This window comes from Saccharibacter floricola DSM 15669 (assembly GCF_000378165.1).
Lineage (GTDB): Bacteria > Pseudomonadota > Alphaproteobacteria > Acetobacterales > Acetobacteraceae > Saccharibacter > Saccharibacter floricola.
The window spans coordinates 211348-230522 of the sequence record NZ_KB899334.1; the positions used below are offsets into that span (position 1 = coordinate 211348).

Annotated in this window: 14 protein-coding genes and 2 tRNA genes; 1 reads left to right on the top strand and 15 read right to left on the bottom strand. The window is 51.4% G+C overall.

Features of this window, described 5'->3' with window-relative positions:
• Positions 1 to 93: 93 nt before the first annotated feature.
• The 15 genes from dnaE to F457_RS0102940 form a co-directional block, all read right to left on the bottom strand.
• The gene (dnaE, locus tag F457_RS0102870; RefSeq protein ID WP_018979628.1) at positions 94 to 3519 is read right to left on the bottom strand and encodes a DNA polymerase III subunit alpha; all 3426 of its coding nucleotides are present in this window, start codon (positions 3517 to 3519) and stop codon (positions 94 to 96) included.
• Between the two features lie 80 nt (positions 3520 to 3599).
• The gene (locus F457_RS0102875) at positions 3600 to 4295 is read right to left on the bottom strand and encodes an ABC transporter ATP-binding protein (protein WP_018979629.1); all 696 of its coding nucleotides are present in this window, start codon (positions 4293 to 4295) and stop codon (positions 3600 to 3602) included.
• Positions 4288 to 5535 carry a lipoprotein-releasing ABC transporter permease subunit gene (locus tag F457_RS0102880; protein WP_018979630.1) on the bottom strand — a complete coding sequence of 416 codons (1248 nt, stop codon included), beginning with the start codon at positions 5533 to 5535 and terminating at the stop codon, positions 4288 to 4290. Before F457_RS0102880 ends, F457_RS0102875 begins: the two co-directional genes overlap by 8 nt.
• 1 nt (position 5536) lies before the next feature.
• Positions 5537 to 6853, bottom strand: a complete 1317-nt coding sequence (gene proS, locus F457_RS0102885) for a proline--tRNA ligase (protein ID WP_018979631.1) — start codon at positions 6851 to 6853, stop codon at positions 5537 to 5539.
• Positions 6854 to 6865: 12 nt separating this feature from the next.
• On the bottom strand, positions 6866 to 8524 hold the full coding sequence (locus F457_RS0102890) for a ribonuclease J (RefSeq protein WP_018979632.1): 1659 nt from the start codon (positions 8522 to 8524) through the stop codon (positions 6866 to 6868).
• A 17-nt stretch (positions 8525 to 8541) separates the two neighbouring features.
• Positions 8542 to 9372, bottom strand: a complete 831-nt coding sequence (locus tag F457_RS0102895; RefSeq protein WP_018979633.1) for a type III pantothenate kinase — start codon at positions 9370 to 9372, stop codon at positions 8542 to 8544.
• Between the two features lie 10 nt (positions 9373 to 9382).
• Positions 9383 to 10117, bottom strand: coding sequence for a biotin--[acetyl-CoA-carboxylase] ligase (locus tag F457_RS0102900; protein ID WP_018979634.1), 735 nt, complete (start codon positions 10115 to 10117; stop codon positions 9383 to 9385).
• A gap of 19 nt (positions 10118 to 10136) precedes the next feature.
• A tRNA-Val gene (locus F457_RS0102905) sits at positions 10137 to 10211 on the bottom strand.
• Between the two features lie 86 nt (positions 10212 to 10297).
• The gene (locus F457_RS0102910; protein WP_018979635.1) at positions 10298 to 10585 is read right to left on the bottom strand and encodes an HU family DNA-binding protein; all 288 of its coding nucleotides are present in this window, start codon (positions 10583 to 10585) and stop codon (positions 10298 to 10300) included.
• A gap of 134 nt (positions 10586 to 10719) precedes the next feature.
• Positions 10720 to 13260: an endopeptidase La gene (lon, locus tag F457_RS11990; RefSeq protein ID WP_083912694.1), complete on the bottom strand. Its 2541-nt coding sequence runs from the start codon at positions 13258 to 13260 to the stop codon at positions 10720 to 10722.
• A 159-nt stretch (positions 13261 to 13419) separates the two neighbouring features.
• Positions 13420 to 14688 (bottom strand): ATP-dependent Clp protease ATP-binding subunit ClpX, encoded by a 1269-nt coding sequence (clpX, locus tag F457_RS0102920; RefSeq protein ID WP_018979637.1) that lies wholly within the window; start codon positions 14686 to 14688, stop codon positions 13420 to 13422.
• Between the two features lie 94 nt (positions 14689 to 14782).
• Positions 14783 to 15415, bottom strand: a complete 633-nt coding sequence (locus F457_RS0102925; RefSeq protein ID WP_018979638.1) for an ATP-dependent Clp protease proteolytic subunit — start codon at positions 15413 to 15415, stop codon at positions 14783 to 14785.
• 157 nt (positions 15416 to 15572) lie between these two features.
• A complete protein-coding gene (gene tig / locus F457_RS0102930) occupies positions 15573 to 16904 on the bottom strand; it encodes a trigger factor (RefSeq protein ID WP_018979639.1) in 1332 nt (443 codons plus the stop codon).
• 59 nt (positions 16905 to 16963) lie between these two features.
• Positions 16964 to 17048 (bottom strand) — tRNA-Leu (locus F457_RS0102935).
• 145 nt (positions 17049 to 17193) lie between these two features.
• Positions 17194 to 18657: a bifunctional ADP-dependent NAD(P)H-hydrate dehydratase/NAD(P)H-hydrate epimerase gene (locus F457_RS0102940; protein WP_018979640.1), complete on the bottom strand. Its 1464-nt coding sequence runs from the start codon at positions 18655 to 18657 to the stop codon at positions 17194 to 17196.
• A 57-nt stretch (positions 18658 to 18714) separates the two neighbouring features.
• Here F457_RS0102940 and F457_RS0102945 point away from each other — a divergent pair, with 57 nt between their 5' ends.
• A complete protein-coding gene (locus tag F457_RS0102945) occupies positions 18715 to 19158 on the top strand; it encodes a hypothetical protein (RefSeq protein ID WP_018979641.1) in 444 nt (147 codons plus the stop codon).
• The last annotated feature ends 17 nt before the right edge of the window (positions 19159 to 19175 follow it).

Sequence of the window (19175 nt, forward strand, 5' to 3'; positions counted from 1 at the left end):
TTCACATTTCACAAAATAAGTGTGCTCTTAGGAGCATTCTACATATTATGTGCCAGAGTGTCCTCACCCTCATTCTGGCACATAATGCTTCTGCTATCTCTGCTCTAACGACCCAACACCTTTGATCGTTTTCAAACGCTCGGCCAGACGAGGTGTGACGCGGTAAGAGGTCGGCAGCTTCACCTCTACATCAGACGTTTCCTCAAGCGAAGGAAGCAAAACCACACGCCCTCGCCCCCCTTGCACGCCCTCAAGCATATCACGAATAGCAGGCAAAGCGTCCTGTTGCTCAACCCAAATACGCAGCTCGCCCCGCTCTTCTGCTGCGGCGCGTTCTAGGTCTGTCACATGATGTGCTGTAATGCGCAACGCATCGCCATCAAGTTTCAATTCTGCATTTACAAGCACCGCTTGCCCTGCAACCAGCAAATCACGACAGTTCGCCAAAGTTTCAGCAAATAAAGTGACCTCACAGCCACCACTGGCATCGGTCAGATTAACCCATGCCATTTTCTTGCCCGTGCGAGTGGGCCGCTCTTTTTTGTCCACCACACAACCCGCAATCTTCACACGCGTCGTGCCAGCATGGGCGCTTCGGTCGAGCTGAATGGACGGTGTTACGCCCATCCGCCGTAAAGTCGCACGATACCCATCAAGCGGATGCGCGCTCATATGGAAACCTATCACAGCAGCTTCATGAGAAAGACGCTCAAAGTCTGGCCATGGGCGTACCGATTTAAGCCTTAGAATTTCACGAGTCGCGCTATCTGATCCACCGAACAATCCAGCCTGACCGACCTGCTTCTCCTGCGCGCGGGCTTGTGCACGCCGCATGATCATATCGGCACTCTTAAAAACCGTATGACGATCAGGCTCTAAACGATCAAAAGCCCCTGCCTTAGCGAGGCTCTCAATCTGAATTTTGTTGATATGTTTCGAGTCGCACCGTTCTGCAAAATCCGTAATATCTTTAAACGGCGTATCACCACGATCACTCACGACCCCTTCCATCGCAGCAGCTCCAACACGCTTAATGGCTGAAAGCGCGTAACGAATCGCTAAACGGCCATCATCGAGCTTCTCAATAGAGAAATCGGCTTGTGACCGGTTCACATCCACGGGCAGAACCGGGATTCCCATGCGCTTGGCTTCTTGGCAAAGTGCGGCAAGCTTCTCGGTTTTTTCACGCGCCAATGACATACAGCCTGCAAGGAAAGGCACCGGGTGATTAGCCTTCATCCATGCCGTTTGATAGGACACAAGCGCATAGGCTGCGGCGTGGGACTTATTGAACCCATAATCGGCAAACTTTGCCATCAAGTCGAAAACTTCTTCGGCTTTTTCTGGCGTAATCCCTCGCGCCACCGCCCCTTCACGGAAAATAACGCGCTGCTTTTCCATCTCAGAAGCGATCTTTTTACCCATCGCACGCCGTAAAAGATCAGCTCCACCCAGGCTGTAGCCCGCCATTTTCTGGGCGATCTGCATCACCTGCTCCTGATAGACCATAATGCCATAGGTCTCTTCGAGGATGGAGCGAATCTCCTCATGCGGCGGCGTCCATTGCGCCCCATGTTTCCGGCGGCAATATTCAGGAATATTCGCCATAGGCCCCGGCCTGTAGAGCGACACACCGGCGATCAAATCTTCAAGCCGGCTGGCTTCCATTTGCTTAAGCATATCGCGCATGCCCGCCCCTTCAAACTGGAACACGCCGGCGGTATCCCCGCGCGCCATCATGTCGAAGGTTTTTTTGTCATCCAGCGGGATATGAGAGAGATCGACCTCAACGCCCAGCTCTTTTAAGAAATCAACACCCCTTTTGAGGATTGTCAGCGTCGTCAGCCCTAAGAAGTCGAACTTAACCAGCCCCGCTTGCTCAACAAACTTCATATTATACTGCGTGACTTGCATGTCACTTCGCGGGTCTCGATAAAGCGGAACAAGCTCAACGAGGTTACGATCCCCGATCACCACCCCGGCCGCATGGGTCGATGCATGACGGAACAGCCCTTCAAGCTGAAGCGCAATCTCCAGCAAACGCCGGATCATCTCATCAGTGTCACGCATCTCCTGCAAGCGTGGTTCTTCTTTAATAGCCTGTGCCAGAGGCGTTGGTTTAGCAGGATTATTGGGAATAAGCTCTGCAACGCGGTTGACCATCCCATAAGGTAGCCCCAACACACGGCCCACATCGCGCACGGCTGCCTTTGCTTGCAATTTCCCAAAAGTAATAATCTGCGCGACACGTTCATTGCCATATTCTTCTTGAACGTAACGAATCACTTCATCCCGTCGATCCTGACAAAAATCAATATCGAAGTCAGGCATCGACACACGTTCTGGATTGAGAAAGCGCTCAAACAGCAACCCAAACGGAATAGGGTCAAGATCAGTAATCGTCAGTGCATAGGCCACGAGAGACCCAGCACCCGATCCACGCCCCGGCCCTACAGGAATACCGTGATCTTTCGCCCATTGAATAAAGTCCGCAACGATCAAGAAATAACCGGGGAATCCCATTCGGACGATAATGCCCAGCTCTGTTTCAAGCCGTTCTTCATACTCTGCCCGACGCGCTTCCCCACCTTTCATGACAGCAAGGCGCTTCTCCAGCCCCTCTTTCGCCATGGCACGAAGCGTTTCTTCTTCCGTCGCGCCTTCATTGACCTTAGGACAAACGGGCAAAAGTGGCTTGCGCGTTGGCGCGGCTACCGCGCAATGCTGTGCAATAATTAACGTATTGTCACAGGCATCGGGGAGGTCATGAAATAATGCTCGCATCTCTTGCGGGGTTTTAAACCATGCCTGCGAAGAAACACGCCAACGCTCTTCCTCCGCCATCGTGCGACCTTGCGCAATGCAGAGCAACGCATCATGGGCCTCGTGCATATCTGGCTTCGGGAAAAAACACTCATTGGTCGCAACAAGTGGAATCCCTCGTTCATCAGCCATACGAATCAAAGCGGGCTCTGTGACATCCTCACCCGCTTCATCAAGGCGGTTAATCTCAATGGCAAGATAGGGGCCAAATGCCTGATGTACACGCTTTAAAAATTTTGCAGCAGCCTCATCTTGTTCTGCTAAAATACGTCGGTTAAGCGGCCCTCTATTCCCTCCCGTTAAGAGGAACAACCCAGCAGATTTGTCGCACAACACATCAAGCGCCACGCTTGGATCGGCAGGATCTCCGTTCAAAAATCCTTGTGTCGACAGATATTGAAGGTTAGCCAGCCCTTCTTCCGTTCGCGCTAATACAACAACGGGCTCCGCCGGTGTTCCAGGCTTATCGCTCATGGGTGGCAAAGCAAGCTGGCACCCAATAATAGGTTGAACCCCGGCTTTACGGCACGTCAAAGAAAATTCCAGCGCACCAAAAAGATTCCCACTGTCAGTCAGTGCAACAGCGGGCATTTTGTTCGCAACGGCCAGGTCAACGAGCTCAGCAGCGCGAATAGCGCCCTGACTTAAAGAGTAAGCAGAATGATTACGGAGATGGATAAAATCAGCGTGAGACATATCGGCATTCTACCACGCTCACCCTACAGGCTGGAACGTCTTTCAGGGCCAAGACGCGCAGAAAAATGTACTCATGCTCTTCAAAAAGGGACGATCTTACCGTCTCGCAACGTAACCGTACGATCCATTGACGCGGCCAATGCTTCATTATGCGTAGCGACCAGAGCCGCAGCTCCCTCCTGCCGCACAACGCGGGTTAACTCCCCAAACACGAGGTCAGCTGTTTTGACGTCCAAATTACCCGTTGGCTCATCCGCCAAAAGTAGGCTGGGAGCATTCGCAAGGGCACGCGCAATGGCCGTGCGTTGCTGCTCTCCCCCCGACATGCGGCCCGGTAAGGACTCTAAGCGGTGCTGCACGCCAAAGCGTCCAAGCAAATCCTCTGCCCGCTGCCGTGCATCACGCGGAGACTGCCCGGCAGCTAGTTGCGGTAACATGACATTTTCACACGCGGTAAACTCACCCAGCAAATGATGGAACTGATACACAAAACCAATTTCATCACGACGCAACGCTGTGCGTCCCGCCTCCCCCAAGCGCCGCGTTTCTTTCCCATTAATCAGCACATCGCCGCGGCTAGGAGCTTCCAACAAACCCGCCAAATGCAAAAGTGTTGATTTTCCCGTGCCACTCGGCGCCACTAGCGCGACCATTTCACCGGGATGTAACGCAAAATCAGTCTCTTTCAGAATCGTCAGGTCATCATCACCAGAACGATAAGAACGCGAAACCTGCTGAAGCTCCAACGTCAACGCACGTGATACGGCTTCACTCATGACGCAAGGCCTCCACCGGATCTGTTTTTGCCGCACGCCATGACGGATAAAGCGTTGCTAACAAAGAAAGCGCTAGAGACAGCAATACGACTTCAATCACCTGAGACCATACGATACGGGCGGGCAAACGGGCGAGAAAATACACTTCGGAGTTAAAGAGGTTCGTGCCGGTAAGCCCTTCAAGCACATGGCGAATACGCTCAATATTAAGTGCGAACGTAATGCCAAGCCCCGTACCCAACACGGTTCCAATCACACCGACCGATGCGCCGCACATAAGAAAAATGCGCATCACAGCCCCACGGCTCGCACCAAATGTGCGCAAAATAGCAATGTCACGCGTTTTGTCTTTAACCATCATGATAAGCGAGGAAATCACGTTAAACGCTGCGACTAGAATAATCAGCGTTAAGATGAGGAACATCACGTTTTGCTCAACCGTCACGGCGTCTAAGAACCCATTGGCACTATGCGTCCAATCCACAACACGCAGCCTCGGGTCTCCAAGCGTATCGGCAATCGTCTGCCCTATAGGCTGGACATGAATAGGATCTATCGTGCTGACCTGAATAAGTGACACTGCATTGCCTAGCATGAAGAACTTCTGTGACGCAGGCAGCGGCATGAGCACGATGTTACTGTTATAATCGTTCCAGTTCGCATCAAAAATCGCGACAACACGCACCTTTTTCACACGAGGCATCGTGCCAAAAGGTGTTGAACGTCCATCTGGTGAGAGCAAGGTCATCGTTGAACCGACTTGCAAGCCAGCGCGCTCTGCCATACTCACCCCAATCGCCACAGCATCATCACCACGGAAATCATTAAGGCTTCCGCTAAACACACCTTGGCTTAGAGCCGTCCAATTTTTAAGATCATCAGAGGCAATCCCTTCCAGCATCGCCCCCGTAGAATAACGAGAGGCTTCTGCTAAGATAGTGCCCTGTGTCATCGGTAAAACTTGCGTAACACCCGACACACTGCGGATCAGACGCGCCGTATCTTGATAACCCTCAATGCGTTGGCTGTAGCTATACACATTTAAGTCACCATGAAGGCCCAAAATACGGCCCATCAAATCTGCTTTAAAACCGTTCATTACGGCCATGACGATAATGAGCGTGGCAACACCAAGCGCGATCCCCACAAGAGAGAAAAGCGCAATGATTGAGGCAAAGCGCTCCCCTTTCCGTGCCCGAAGATACCGCCCTGCAACAACACGCTCAAAACGTCCAAACATATTAAGCCAGCCCAAGCTTCTTCAGTGCTTCATCAACGGAAAGCTCAAAACGCTCACCAGTTGCCCGCTCTTTGAGTTCCACCATGCCATTCTTGGCCCCGCGTGGGCCAATGATGATCTGCCAAGGATGGCCGAGCAGATCCGCATCGTTAAACTTCACACCTGCACGCTCTGAACGATCATCATAAAGAATGTCATCCGGCGCACATTGGTAGAACCGTTCACACAGCGCATCACAGGTGTCGTCCCCAGAACGCAAGTTCAAGATCGCCGCTCGGTAAGGCGCAATCGACTCGGGCCAGATAATGCCATTATCATCATGAGAGGCTTCAATAATCGCCCCGACCAGACGAGAGACACCAACCCCATATGAGCCCATATGCGGATGGAAAGCTGCGCCATCTGCACCGCTGACTTCCACACCCATCGCTTCGGTATATTTTGTACCGAAATAGAAGATGTGCCCCACTTCAATCCCACGACCAGACGCCTGCCTTTCTTGGGGAACCTGTTCCCAAGCGGCCGTATCATGCTTCTCGTCCGTTGCAGAATAAGTGGTGCTCACCAAATCCTGAAGCTTTTTGAGATCCTCAGGACGATTGCCATCGAGGTCTTCTTTATCCCAATCAATCTCATCCCAGCGACTATCATAAAAAACCTCGCTCTCCCCCGTAGGAGCAAGCACTTGGAATTCATGGCTGAGATCACCACCAATCGGCCCTGTATCGGCCGCCGTTGGCACCGCTTTAATGCCAAGACGACGGAAAATGCGAAGGTAAGAGAGCATCATGCGATAATAGCTGCTCACCGCTCCTTCATAGGACGCATCAAACGAGTACGCATCCTTCATGTAGAATTCACGCCCGCGCATCACACCGAAGCGTGGGCGAATTTCATCACGGAATTTCCACTGAATATGATACAGCGTCTTCGGCAGTTCACGATAAGATTTAACCGTGCTCCCGAATAAGTCTGTCACGACCTCTTCATTCGTGGGGCCATAAAGGAGTTCACGTTTTTGCCGATCCTGAATCCGCAGCATTTCAGGCCCATAAGCATCATAACGCCCAGAACGTTTCCATAATTCAGCAGACTGCAGGGTTGGCATCAGCACTTCCTGCGCACCCACTCCATCCTGCTCTTCGCGCACGATCTGAGCAATATTGCGCAGCACACGCAACCCTGCCGGCAGCCATGTATAAATTCCTGATGCTGTCTGGCGGATTAACCCGGCACGCAGCATCAAACGATGAGACATAATCTGAGCTTCAGCCGGCACTTCTTTCAGTGTCGGCTGGAATGCTTGGCTTAAACGCATGAAGAACTTCCTTTAAACGCGCAACAGATGGACATCAACGAGCGGACGCTTCTGCAGCTTACGTCCTAACGCACGGCGCAACGCTGTGCGTGCTGCATCACGGAACGCAATATCGTCATACCGGAGTTCATCGGGAATCTCATCAATCGCATAGGCGAAATCTTCTCGAATACGCTCGCTTTCTGGATCTTCACGATCCAACAATCCGGGCGCGCTGATGCGTGGCTCGCCAATGACATACCCCTCATCATCAACAGCAAAACTGGCCAGAACAACACCATTGAACAACATACGACGACGCGCTGCCAGCACCCCGCCCGTCATCGGAAGCAACCGTCCACCATCAAGAGCCAAGCGCCCTGTTGGGGCCGTATCTTCAACTTTCACCTCACCCGGTGCAAGATTGAGAATATCGCCATCTTCTAGCAAAACAACGTCAGACCCTGCTTCACGAGCAAGAGCCGCATGAGCTGTTAGATGCCGCCACTCCCCATGCGTCGGGACACTGTATTTAGGACGGACAAGGCCATAGAGATAACTAATATCACCACCTGTCGCATGGCCAGAAACGTGAACCATACCGTCTTTATCTGTCAGCACCATCACACCACGGCGCGTCAGATTGTCCTGAACCGTCATCACAGCTTGTTCATTCCCCGGAATAACACGAGAGCTGTAAATAACCGTATCCCCTTCCCCTAAGGAAATAGTGGAATGAGTATCAGACGCGATACGCGATAGAGCTGAACGTGATTCGCCTTGGCTTCCCGTAATAATCATCAGCAGATTATCATCAGGAACATCGCGCGCATCATACTCTGTAAGGAAAGGTGGAATATCCGTCAGATAGCCACATTCACGCGCGGCACTTTCCAAATTCCTCAAAGAACGCCCAACCACCATGACCTGACGACCAGAAGCCAGCGCCGCCTTCGCGATGCTCTCAACACGCGCCACGTTGCTCGCAAAGCATGTGACGGCAATGCGCCCTTCAAGCCCTGCAATCAGCTCTGTTAGGCCAATACGCACTTCAGATTCAGATTGAGATGGCCCCTCTCTCAAGCAGTTCGTGCTATCGCCCACCATCGCGAGCACACCTTCATCGCCAAGTGCTTTAAAGGTATCCAAAGCGGTTAAAGGCCCAACCAGCGGATTAGGATCAAGCTTCCAGTCACCTGTATGCACCACCATTCCGTAAGGTGTGCGGATCGCAATAGACTGAGCTTCCACCACGGAATGAGTCACGGGGACAAATTGTAGGTCAAATGGCCCGACATCAAAGCGAGAGGCCGGCATAATGACGTTAAGAACAACCCGATTATTCAGACGTGCTTCACCCAATTTACGACGCAATACAGCAGCAGCAAACGGCGTCGCATAAACAGGGCAGCGCAGATACGGCCAAAGATGAGCAATCGCGCCCAAATGGTCTTCATGGGCGTGGGTAATCACCAGCCCGCATAAACGCTCGCTACGCTCTGCGATAAAAGTCGGGTCTGCCATCAGCACTTCAGCTTCTGGTGTGTCATTGCCCGAAAAACCAATACCGCAATCAATAGCGAGCCATGTTTCCTCGCCTTCATGACGCAAACGGTACAGGTTGAAATTCATACCAATTTCACCCGTTCCTCCTAGTGGAAGATAGGCTAGTCCATCTTTATATTCTGTCATACTCAATCCCACAGCTGTTATGTGCTTAACGGTTTATGTGTCATCGAACGAACAAGACGTTCGGGAGAAGTCGTGATGAAGCGCTGCTCATTTTGCTGTGCAAGGAAACGGAGACCATCAAGGGTCAAATCCGGAGCGACCTCATCAAAAAATGCTGTGCCTTCAGAAAAAAGCGGGGCTAGGCCACCGGTCGCGACAACCTTAGGGGTCTCATTCATTTCCGCTCTAATTTGTCGAACAATTCCTTCTACAAGCCCGACATATCCCCAAAAAAGACCAGAGCGCATCGCAACGCTCGTGCTGCGCCCAATCGCTTCAGCAGGGCGCCCAACACTCACACGAGGCAAGCGCGCTGCTGCCTGATGCAGCGCATCCATAGAAAGATTAACACCGGGGGCAATCGCTCCCCCACAATAACGCCCCTGTTGGTCAATCACATCAAATGTCGTTGCTGTTCCAAAATCAACAACCACCAAAGGGCCTGCATAAAGACGATGAGCAGCGAGACCATTCAACCGACGATCCGCACCAAGCTCATCAGGCTGGTCAACCAGCACCTCCATATCCCAATCAAGGTCATTGTTGGCGACAAGAGGCTCTACATCCAACCAAGAACGGCAAAAACGCCTCAGATCATACAAAACAGCAGGAACAACTGTCCCAATAATTGCGTGATTAATAGCCGCAGGATCCAAACCAACCCGCTCCATTAATCCTAAAAGCCAAGAAGCATATTCATCAGACGTACGACGATCATCAGTGGAGATACGCCAACGCCCACACCAAGCCGTTCCATCATGAACGGCAAAAACAACATTCGTATTGCCTGCATCAATGACGAGAAGCACCGCCGCGTTCCTACTCACAAAGGATGTCGCCGGTTACAACCGGGATGACATCACCATTATCCAGCGTGAGCAGTAGGTGCCCCTGTGCATCAAGCCCACTAAACATGCCAGTTTTATACGTATCGCGTCCTTGTACCGCAAGACGCGTTCCTATTGGATGAGCGTAGGATAACCACGCCTGATGCACAACAGAGGAGCCCTTCTCTTCCCATTCTTTTTTCCATCGATCAAAAGAATGAACGATCTTCCTCGCACACTCTTCTGCATCAGGCGGTGTGGCAAGATCAGCGAAACACGCTAAACGCCTATCTGGCAATTTAGGGGCATTTTTCAAATTCGCACCAATACCAATCACAGCCCATTGATGCGCCTCATTATACCCGGTCTCAATAAGAATGCCGGCCATTTTACATTGATGAAGCAGAAGGTCATTGGGCCATTTTAACGTGAAATGTTTTTCTGTTGAAAATGAAGCAGGCAGACATGCTGTCATCCCCTCGTACAGGGCTACAGCCGTCAAAAAAGGAAGCGCTTGAAGAAAAGTCGAATTTTCAGGAATGCGACATACGAACGAAAAGGCAAGATTCCCTTTCCCCGTTGTCCAAGAGCGCCCACGACTACCACGCGCTGCGCTCTGCTCTTTTGCAAGGACGACTAAGCCTTGATCATCGCCGGCTTGAGCCCGACCCCGGCAAAAGTCGGAAGTCGATGCCAGCGCCTCATGAATATCGAAACGCCAGATCATAACTCTATCAATAAATGGATGGTGGGCAATGACGGGATCGAACCGCCGACCCTCTCGGTGTAAACGAGACGCTCTACCTCTGAGCTAATTGCCCGCAGCGGTATATAGGATAAACAGAGATGGGACGCAACCAGGTTATTCAACTTTTTTTGATGAATAACCTGGAGCCCCCCTGCGAGCTTACTTGCTCACGGCATCCTTCAGACCTTTACCAGGCTTGAAACGGACAGAAGTAGAGGCAGGAATATCAATTTCCTCACCTGTACGTGGGTTGCGACCCTTGGCCGCCTTACGTGTGGCTGTCACGAAGCTACCGAAACCAACCAGACGCACTTCCTGACCTTTGGAAAGGGTTTTCTCAATCGTACCGAAAACCGCATCCACAACTTCACTTGCCTTCGCTTTTGGAAGATCAGCCGCCTCAGCAACAGAAGCAATCAGTTCCTGCTTATTCAAAGGTTTCTCCATGATATGCCTTTCTAAGGATAGGCGCCCCTCTATCCTACGTTGAAAAGAGGAGGCGCTGATTAAGGGTCAACGGTTCGCACTATGAAGCGCTTTTTTGCCGCGTCAACCGGTAGAATCGCATCAAGTGTCGAAAGTCAGTGCTGATACGACTGAGAAAGCACACTTGTATCAGTCTGCTCCCCATTTTTATCCATCACAGCTCCCGGCGGAAGCGCTTGTGGTTGACGCGTCAGAGCGACATCAAGCACATCATCCATATGTTTAACAGGAATGATTGTCAGTGCCTGACGCACGTTCTCTGGAACATCAGCAAGGTCTTTTTCATTCGCCTCAGGGATAAGCACCGTTTTAATACCGGCTCTCAGCGCTGCTAGAAGCTTTTCTTTCAGACCGCCAATTTCCAAAATACGCCCACGTAACGTCACCTCTCCCGTCATAGCAACATCATGACGGACAGGAATACCAGTAAGAACACTTACAAAAGACGTCGTAAGCGCTCCCCCTGCAGACGGACCATCTTTGGGCACGGCCCCTTCTGGAAGATGAACATGGATATCGTTCTTCTCCAAAAGCGTTTGGTCAATACCAAATTCCGCTGCACGGGACTTCACGTAAGAAAACGCCGCTGAAACGCTTTCTTTCATCACATCGCCGAGCTTCCCGGTTTGCTTGATATTCCCCTTACCCGGGACAACCAGACTTTCAATGGTGAGGATTTCTCCCCCCACCTGCGTCCAGGCCAAGCCAGTTACAATACCCACTTGGTCGTCAGATTCAGCTTCACCGTGACGATAACGTGGAATACCTGCATAGTCCTCAAGATTCTTCGGCGTGATTTTAATGCGTTTTTTCCGCGTTGTTAAAATCTCACGCACAACCTTACGAGCTAAGCGAGCAATCATTCTCTCCAAATTACGCACACCCGCCTCACGCGTGTACGAGCGAATCAGGGCAAGCAGAGTCTGATCGGACAGCTCCCACTCACTCGGCTTTAGATTATGCAGCTTTTCTTGTTTCTCAAGCAAATGGCGCCGCGCAATCTGAACCTTTTCTTCCTCCGTGTATCCTGACAGACGAATGACCTCCATCCGGTCAAGAAGCGGTTGCGGCATGTTGAGTGAGTTGGCCGTTGTCACAAACATCACATCAGACAGATCATACTCAACTTCTAAGTAATGATCTCCAAAAGTGCTATTTTGTTCTGGATCCAAGACCTCTAACAACGCAGAGCTCGGATCACCCCGCCAATCAGAGCCAAGCTTATCAATCTCATCAAGCAAGAAAAGTGGATTAGAAACTCCCACCTTTTTCATACCTTGAATGATCTTACCCGGCATGGCGCCAATATAGGTGCGTCTATGACCACGGATTTCCGATTCGTCCCGTACACCACCGAGGGACATGCGGACATATTTCCGCCCCGTGGAACGCGCTATAGAACGAGCCAGCGAGGTTTTACCCACACCAGGAGGGCCAACCAAGCAAAGTATCGGGCCTTTGAGCTTTCTAGAGCGACTCTGAACAGCCAAATACTCCAAGATGCGCTCTTTTATTTTCTCTAAGCCGTAATGATCGCTCTCAAGCACATTCTCCGCTTTTTCCAAAGAACGCGTAATGCGCGAACGCTTCTTCCACGGAAGGTCTGTCAGCCACTCCAGATAATTCCGCACCACAGCGCCCTCGGCTGAGGAAGGACTCATATTGCGGAGTTTCTTAAGCTCGGAGCGTGCCTTGTCATACGCTTCTTGGGTTAAATCGAGCGTCTCGATTTTTTCCTCAAGCTCACTGAGCTCATCACGACCATCTTCCCCCTCGCCTAATTCCTTCTGAATGGCTTTCATCTGCTCATTCAAATAATATTCGCGCTGGGTCTTCTCCATCTGTTTTTTAACGCGCGTGCGAATGCGCTGCTCAACTTGGAGAACGTCAATCTCCGCCTCCATATGGGCGAACACTTGCTCTAGCCGCTGCTCAACCTTTGACATCTCCAAAAGCGCTTGCTTCTCAGGAATGCGTAAATTGAGATGGCTTGTGATCGTATCCGCTAGATGGGACGAATCGTCCAACTGCGCAACCGAACTCAAAACCTCTGGTGCGACTTTCTTATTAAGACGCGCATATTCCTCAAAGCGTCCTAAGGTCGAACGAGCAAGAACCTTACGCTCACTTTCAGAAAGCTCATAATCATTAGCAATATCTTCAACAGGAGAGACAAAATGCCCGTCATCTCCCTCTTGCAAGTCGGTTAAACGTACACGACGCATCCCTTCTACGAGAACCTTAACGGTTCCATCTGGAAGCTTCAAAAGCTGAAGAATCGTCGCAACAGTACCAACTCGGTAGACATCATCTTTTCCAGGATCGTCCTGATCGACCTCTTTCTGGGCAACCAGAACAATCTCATCTTGATCAGACGCAAGGCTATCGAGCGCGCGAACGGACTTATCACGCCCCACAAACAGCGGAACGATCATATGTGGGAAAACGACAATATTGCGCAGAGGCAACACAGGCAGCCCAGTAGCTGCCTTACGCTTCGTCGTCACCTTCTTGCCGCCTACTGCTTTGGAAGACCGACGACGTGTTTTAGAGGGGGGGGCATTTTTGACCTGCCCCTTTTTGTCGTCAGCAGCACGCTTCCGAGGACGGCGCTTTGGCTTAGTTTCATCGTTCATAAATTTAAGATCTCCACCAAGGACGATCACCCGCATCCTGCCCCATTATGAGCACAGGGTGCGGCGTATCTTCGCTAAACCTAATATGGTGCACCACACCTAGTCGAGCAATAGCCGTTCCTACACAGTTAAACCGCAGCAGAAACGGTGCTCTATCGCTTATGAGGAAGATGTCTCTTCCGCCGTCTTCTCCATGCGATACACATATGTTGGCTTAGCTTTCCCTGCTGCTACATCGGCATTCACAACCACTTTTTCAACAGTTGTCTGACCTGGCAGATCAAACATCGGCTCCATCAAGATTTTCTCTAAAATAGAGCGTAATCCACGAGCCCCTGTTTTGCGTTCAATAGCACGATGAGCGATCGTTTTCAGAGCATCTTCTGTGAAGACAAGCTCCACATTATTCATCTGGAACAAGCACACATACTGCTTCACAAGCGCATTGCGTGGCTCACCTAATATTCGCACCAAAGCGGCCTCATCAAGGTCTTCCAACGTTGCGATGACGGGCAAACGACCGATGAATTCGGGAATAAGTCCATATTTCATCAGATCTTCTGGCTCAACATCACGCAAGACATCGCCTAACTGGCGTTCATTCTCCGAGCGTACATCCGCTCCAAAGCCGATGGATGTCCCACGACCGCGTTCGTTGATAACCTTGTCCAACCCTGCAAAGGCACCGCCACAGATAAAGAGCATATTTGTGGTATCAACCTGAACCAGCTCTTGCTGAGGATGCTTACGCCCCCCTTGCGGCGGTACTGAAGCGACAGTCCCTTCCATCATTTTCAGCAGAGCTTGCTGCACCCCCTCACCCGATACATCGCGTGTGAGAGAAGGATTTTCTGCCTTACGAGAAATTTTATCAATTTCATCAATATAGACAATGCCACGCTGCGCACGCTCAACATCATGATTAGCAGCCTGAAGAAGTTTGAGAATAATATTCTCAACGTCTTCACCAACGTACCCAGCTTCCGTCAATGTCGTGGCATCAGCCATCGTGAACGGCACATCCAAAATACGCGCCAAAGTCTGAGCAAGGAAGGTCTTCCCTGTTCCGGTAGGGCCGATCATCATGATGTTCGATTTACCAATCTCAACATCACTTCCATATTGGGAAATATGCCCAAGACGTCGATAATGGTTATGAACAGCAACAGACAGAACTTTTTTGGCCTCATTTTGGCCAATGACGTATTCGTCTAAAATTGCACAGATCTCACGCGGCGTCGGCAGACCATCCTGCGCTTGCCCAGGATTCGTGATCCGCTCTTCACGGATAATATCCATGCTTAGCTCAACGCACTCATCACAGATAAACACTGTCGGGCCCGCGATCAGCTTCTTTACTTCGCGTTTAGACTTTCCACAGAACGAACAATAGAGCGTGTTCTTGGAGTCGTTATCTTTCTCGCTCATCACAGCTCCTCTTACCCCGCAGCATCCGAGAGTAAACTGCTGCGGGCAAGTTCAGATGAATCCGATATACGGAAACGCCACATAGTGATTCGAGTTATTGAGCGGTCGGGTGTCGCCGCACAACCTCATCCACAAGCCCAAACTCTTGCGCTTCTGTTGCAGACAAGTAGCGGTCACGCTCCAGCGCTTCCTCGATTTCTTCCAAGGTTCGCCCGGTATGTTCGCGGTAAATTTCGTTGAGGCGCCTACGAATGTTGAGAATCTCACGTGCTTGAATCTCAATGTCAGAGGCCTGCCCCTGCGCACCACCTGAAGGCTGATGCACCATAACGCGCGCATTTGGCAGACAGAAACGACGCCCTGCCTCACCAGCAGCTAAAAGCAAAGACCCCATAGAGGCCGCCTGCCCAATACACACCGTGCTCACTGGAGAGCGGATATACTGCATGGTGTCATACATCGCCAACCCGGCAGAAACGACCCCACCAGGGCTGTTAATATAGAACGAAATTTCCTTATCGGGATTAACGCTCTCTAGGTACAAAAGCTGTGCACAGATCAACGATGATACCTGATCGTACACCGTACCTGTCAGGAAAATAATTCTTTCCTGCAAGAGGCGCGAATAAATATCGAAAGAACGCTCACCGCGGGAAGTTTGCTCAACCACCATCGGCACGAGAGTGTTGCTAAAAACATCGAGAGGGTCACGGTCCCCAATGGCCATAGTCTCTTTCCTTTATGCCTCCCCTCATCTCACTAACAGGGTCGACTTCATGTCTTTACCAGAAATGGAGCAGGAAACGTCTTTCGTCAAAGGGGGACAAGCAAATTAGGCAACAAAAAAGGGGTGCCAGATGCCCCGACACCCCCTTGATCGTCTCTTAGTGAGTGGCTTCTGGCATATCTGCAAGCTCTTCTGGCGTCACTTCTTTTTCTGTCACGTCAGCAAGCTCAATAAGATAATCAACAACTTTGTTTTCCAGAATAGGTCCACGAAGGCTTTCAACAGCCTGCGGATTCTTCGTAAAGAACTCGAAGACCATCTGCTCTTGCCCAGGATAACGACGTGCTTCCTGCTGCATAGCATTCATCAGCTCTTCACGAGAGACCTGGATCTCCTGCTTACGGCCGATTTCCGCCAAAAGCAGTCCCAGCTTAACACGACGCTCAGCGATTTGGCGATAGTCAGCACGCAGCGTTTCTTCGTCCTTAGCAGCATCGCTTTCATCAAGACGACCAGCTTTACGCTCTTCTTCAATACGCGCCCAAATCTGCTCAAACTCAGCATCAACCATGCTAGCTGGAGCGTCAAAGTCCACTTTTTCAGAAAGAGCGTCCAGAAGCTCGCGCTTAATACGCATACGGGACATCTGGTTATATTCGCCTTCAGCCTGCTCCGTAATGATCTTACGAACCTGATCAATGCTCTCTAAACCAAGGGTTTTAGCAAGCTCATCATCGACGGCGGGATCTTCAGCTTTTTTCAGTGCCTTCGCCTTCACGTCGAAGGTGGCTTCCTTACCAGCTAGCTCAGCAGCCTGATAATCTTCTGGGAAGGTCACTGTAATCGTGCGCTCTTCGCCAGCTTTCATGCCATCCATCTGCTCAGAGAATCCTGGGATAAAGCCTTCCCCAGCAATCTCCACATTGACATCGTCAGCAGCGCCACCTTCAAATGGCGTTCCATCAATTTTACCGACGAAATCAACACATAGGACATCGCCCTTACCTGCTGGACGGTCTTCTTCGATCGTCGTGAAGGTGCGGTTACGACGTACAACGTCACCGAGAGCTTTTTCAACAACATCATCACCGACCTTGCTAACCAAACGTGTTAGCTTCAAGCCAGACATGTCAGGAACGGCGATCTCTGGAAGGATTTCCATCTCAAGGGTGAACTCAAGATCTTTCCCTGAATCAGGGCCGTTCACGAGATCAACCTTAGGCTGTCCTGCTGGGCGGATATTCTGCTCTTCAAGAAGCTTAGTAACGCTTTCTTGAACCAGCTTCTCCATCACCTCACCCTGAACGGCCTGGCCATGACGCTGCTTCACAACACTTGCTGGAACCTTACCAGGACGGAAGCCTGGAAGGCGGATATCGCGTGCAACTTCTTTTAGACGAGCGTCACAACGAGCCTGCAGGTCAGAAGACGGGACAACAACAGTGAAGGAGCGCTTAAGACCTTCGTTAAGCGTGGGCGTAACCTGCATGAGCCAGGCGATCCTCTCGGTCGGATAGTTAGTGATTCATATCTTACAGGAGATCGCCTTGGTACGGGCGGAGGGACTTGAACCCCCACGGCTTGCGCCACTAGAACCTAAATCTAGCGTGTCTACCAGTTCCACCACGCCCGCATAAACCCAGACGACTTTATATCTCCTTCGGGATGACCTCTGTGCCGGTCATGCCTCGGTGAAAGGGGATTTAGCGCATGACGGCTCACTCGGCAAGAGGGTTTGGAGCGACAAAAGCGGGATTTTTACTTTTAATGTGATTTCATCACCTATTTATCGACAATTTTTGGGATTTTTCTGCCGCGTGACGTGCTTTTCCAAGAAATGTGATGAGATCTTCTGCAACAATCCATCCTCCCTTTGCCTGAGCCGCTTGCCGCCCCGCTTCACCGTGAATCCAAACAGCAGCGCAACTGGCCTCCCATGCAGGCATTCCCGACGCACATAAAGCAGCGATAATTCCACTCAACACATCACCCGATCCTGCCGTTGCTAATGCCGGGGTCGCGTGCCGATTGATCGCTGTCCGTCCATCTGGTGCGGCAATCACGGTATCCGCCCCTTTCAAGACAATCACACTCCCCGTTTCCTTAGATGCCTGCTGTGCTGCCTCCAGTCGGGAGGTTCTCACCGGGCCAAACACCCGCACGAACTCTCCTAGATGAGGGGTCATCACCTTCACGCCACGCAGCTTTTCAGGCAGCCCATCTGCCCATGCCAACGCGCCGGCATCTGCGATGACATGACATTGCGCTTCCAATAGAGTTGGAAGAACGCTTTCCACCTCCTTAAACGTTAAGCCCGGGCCACACACCCAAACGCGCCGCCGCTGGTCTTTCACACTGTCATACGGTGTTTTCTGATCCACAACGCAACCAGGCAATACCGTACGATATAACGCAGCCCCTTCCTCCGATGAGGACACACAAACCAAGCCAGCTCCGGTATGACGTGCGCTATCACTCGCAAAGCGAGCAGCCCCCGGCATGTGCGCGCCGCCATAGAGACTCACAACCCCTCGTGTATATTTATGATCCTGCTCATATTGCAGTGGAAGCGGCCATAATGAGGGGGTATTTTCCCAATAGCGCGCTTTAAGCCCTGAAAATGCCTCCTCTGGCATCCCAATATCCACACACACAACCTGGCCGCATCTTCCCGTAGCAGGCTCCAGCAGATGTCCAGGTCGTTTCCTCACCAAGGCAACGGTTAATAGCGCCTGCGGAACCTCCCCCCAGCATGCTCCAGTCACCCCATCAACGCCTGAAGGCACATCAATCGCCACACACCGAGGCACATGCTGGAAAAAATGCACAACATCTTCCGGCAATGGACGCGATAGCCCTGCTCCAAACACCGCATCTACTACCAACTCTGCCCGCATAGCCTCTGCGGCCTCAAAAGCAACGATCGGCCCCGTCCACTCTTGCGCAGCACGAGCGGCTAAACTGCCATGCTGCGGCTTTTTCCAAGGCGCTACTGAAACGGGCCAGCCCCATCCCTGCAGATACCGCGCGACCACATAGCCGTCACCGCCGTTATTTCCTGGGCCACACGCCACCAACACACGGCATGACTTAAAATGCTGACGAATAAGACGCGCAACCATAGCGCCCGCATTTTCCATCAAAAACTCCAAAGATGACGACATATGCGCATCCATTTGCAGCGTCTCATGTGGGGTTAATAACGCGTTCGTTTCAAAAGACATGCGTTCAGAGTGAGACATAAAGCGATCTTCCCTCTATAATTGCTTGCAACAATAACATAACTCATTGAGGAGCCCATGCTCATTTCTATTGTCTGGAGCCTTGTTCTGGCCCTGCACCTTCTCTGCATGGCCTATTGGGTTGGTGGCGCTTTTTACTGCCTCCAACTACGCCGTGCGACACGTTTGTTAGAACCAGCCCAGGCCACCACGGTTCTGCTACAATCCTATAGCCGCTATTTGCGTGCGTTATGGCACGTTGTGCCTCTTGCCTTCATTACGGGAATCGCCCTCTTTGTACGTGCAGGCGGTCACCTCCCATGGCCTTATCACCTGATGTCCTTCTGTGGCGTTATGATGGCTATCGCCTTCCTCACCATGTTCTTTGGCCCATTAAAGACAGCGCGTCGTGCGATCCGCCCTCAGCCACAAACCTTCGTTTCGTTGCACCGCCGCACAGCCATTATGCTGTTTTGGGGCATTATCGCCGTACTTTCAGGCTCTTTCGGGCATGGATTCTAAATAAAAAACACAACCTT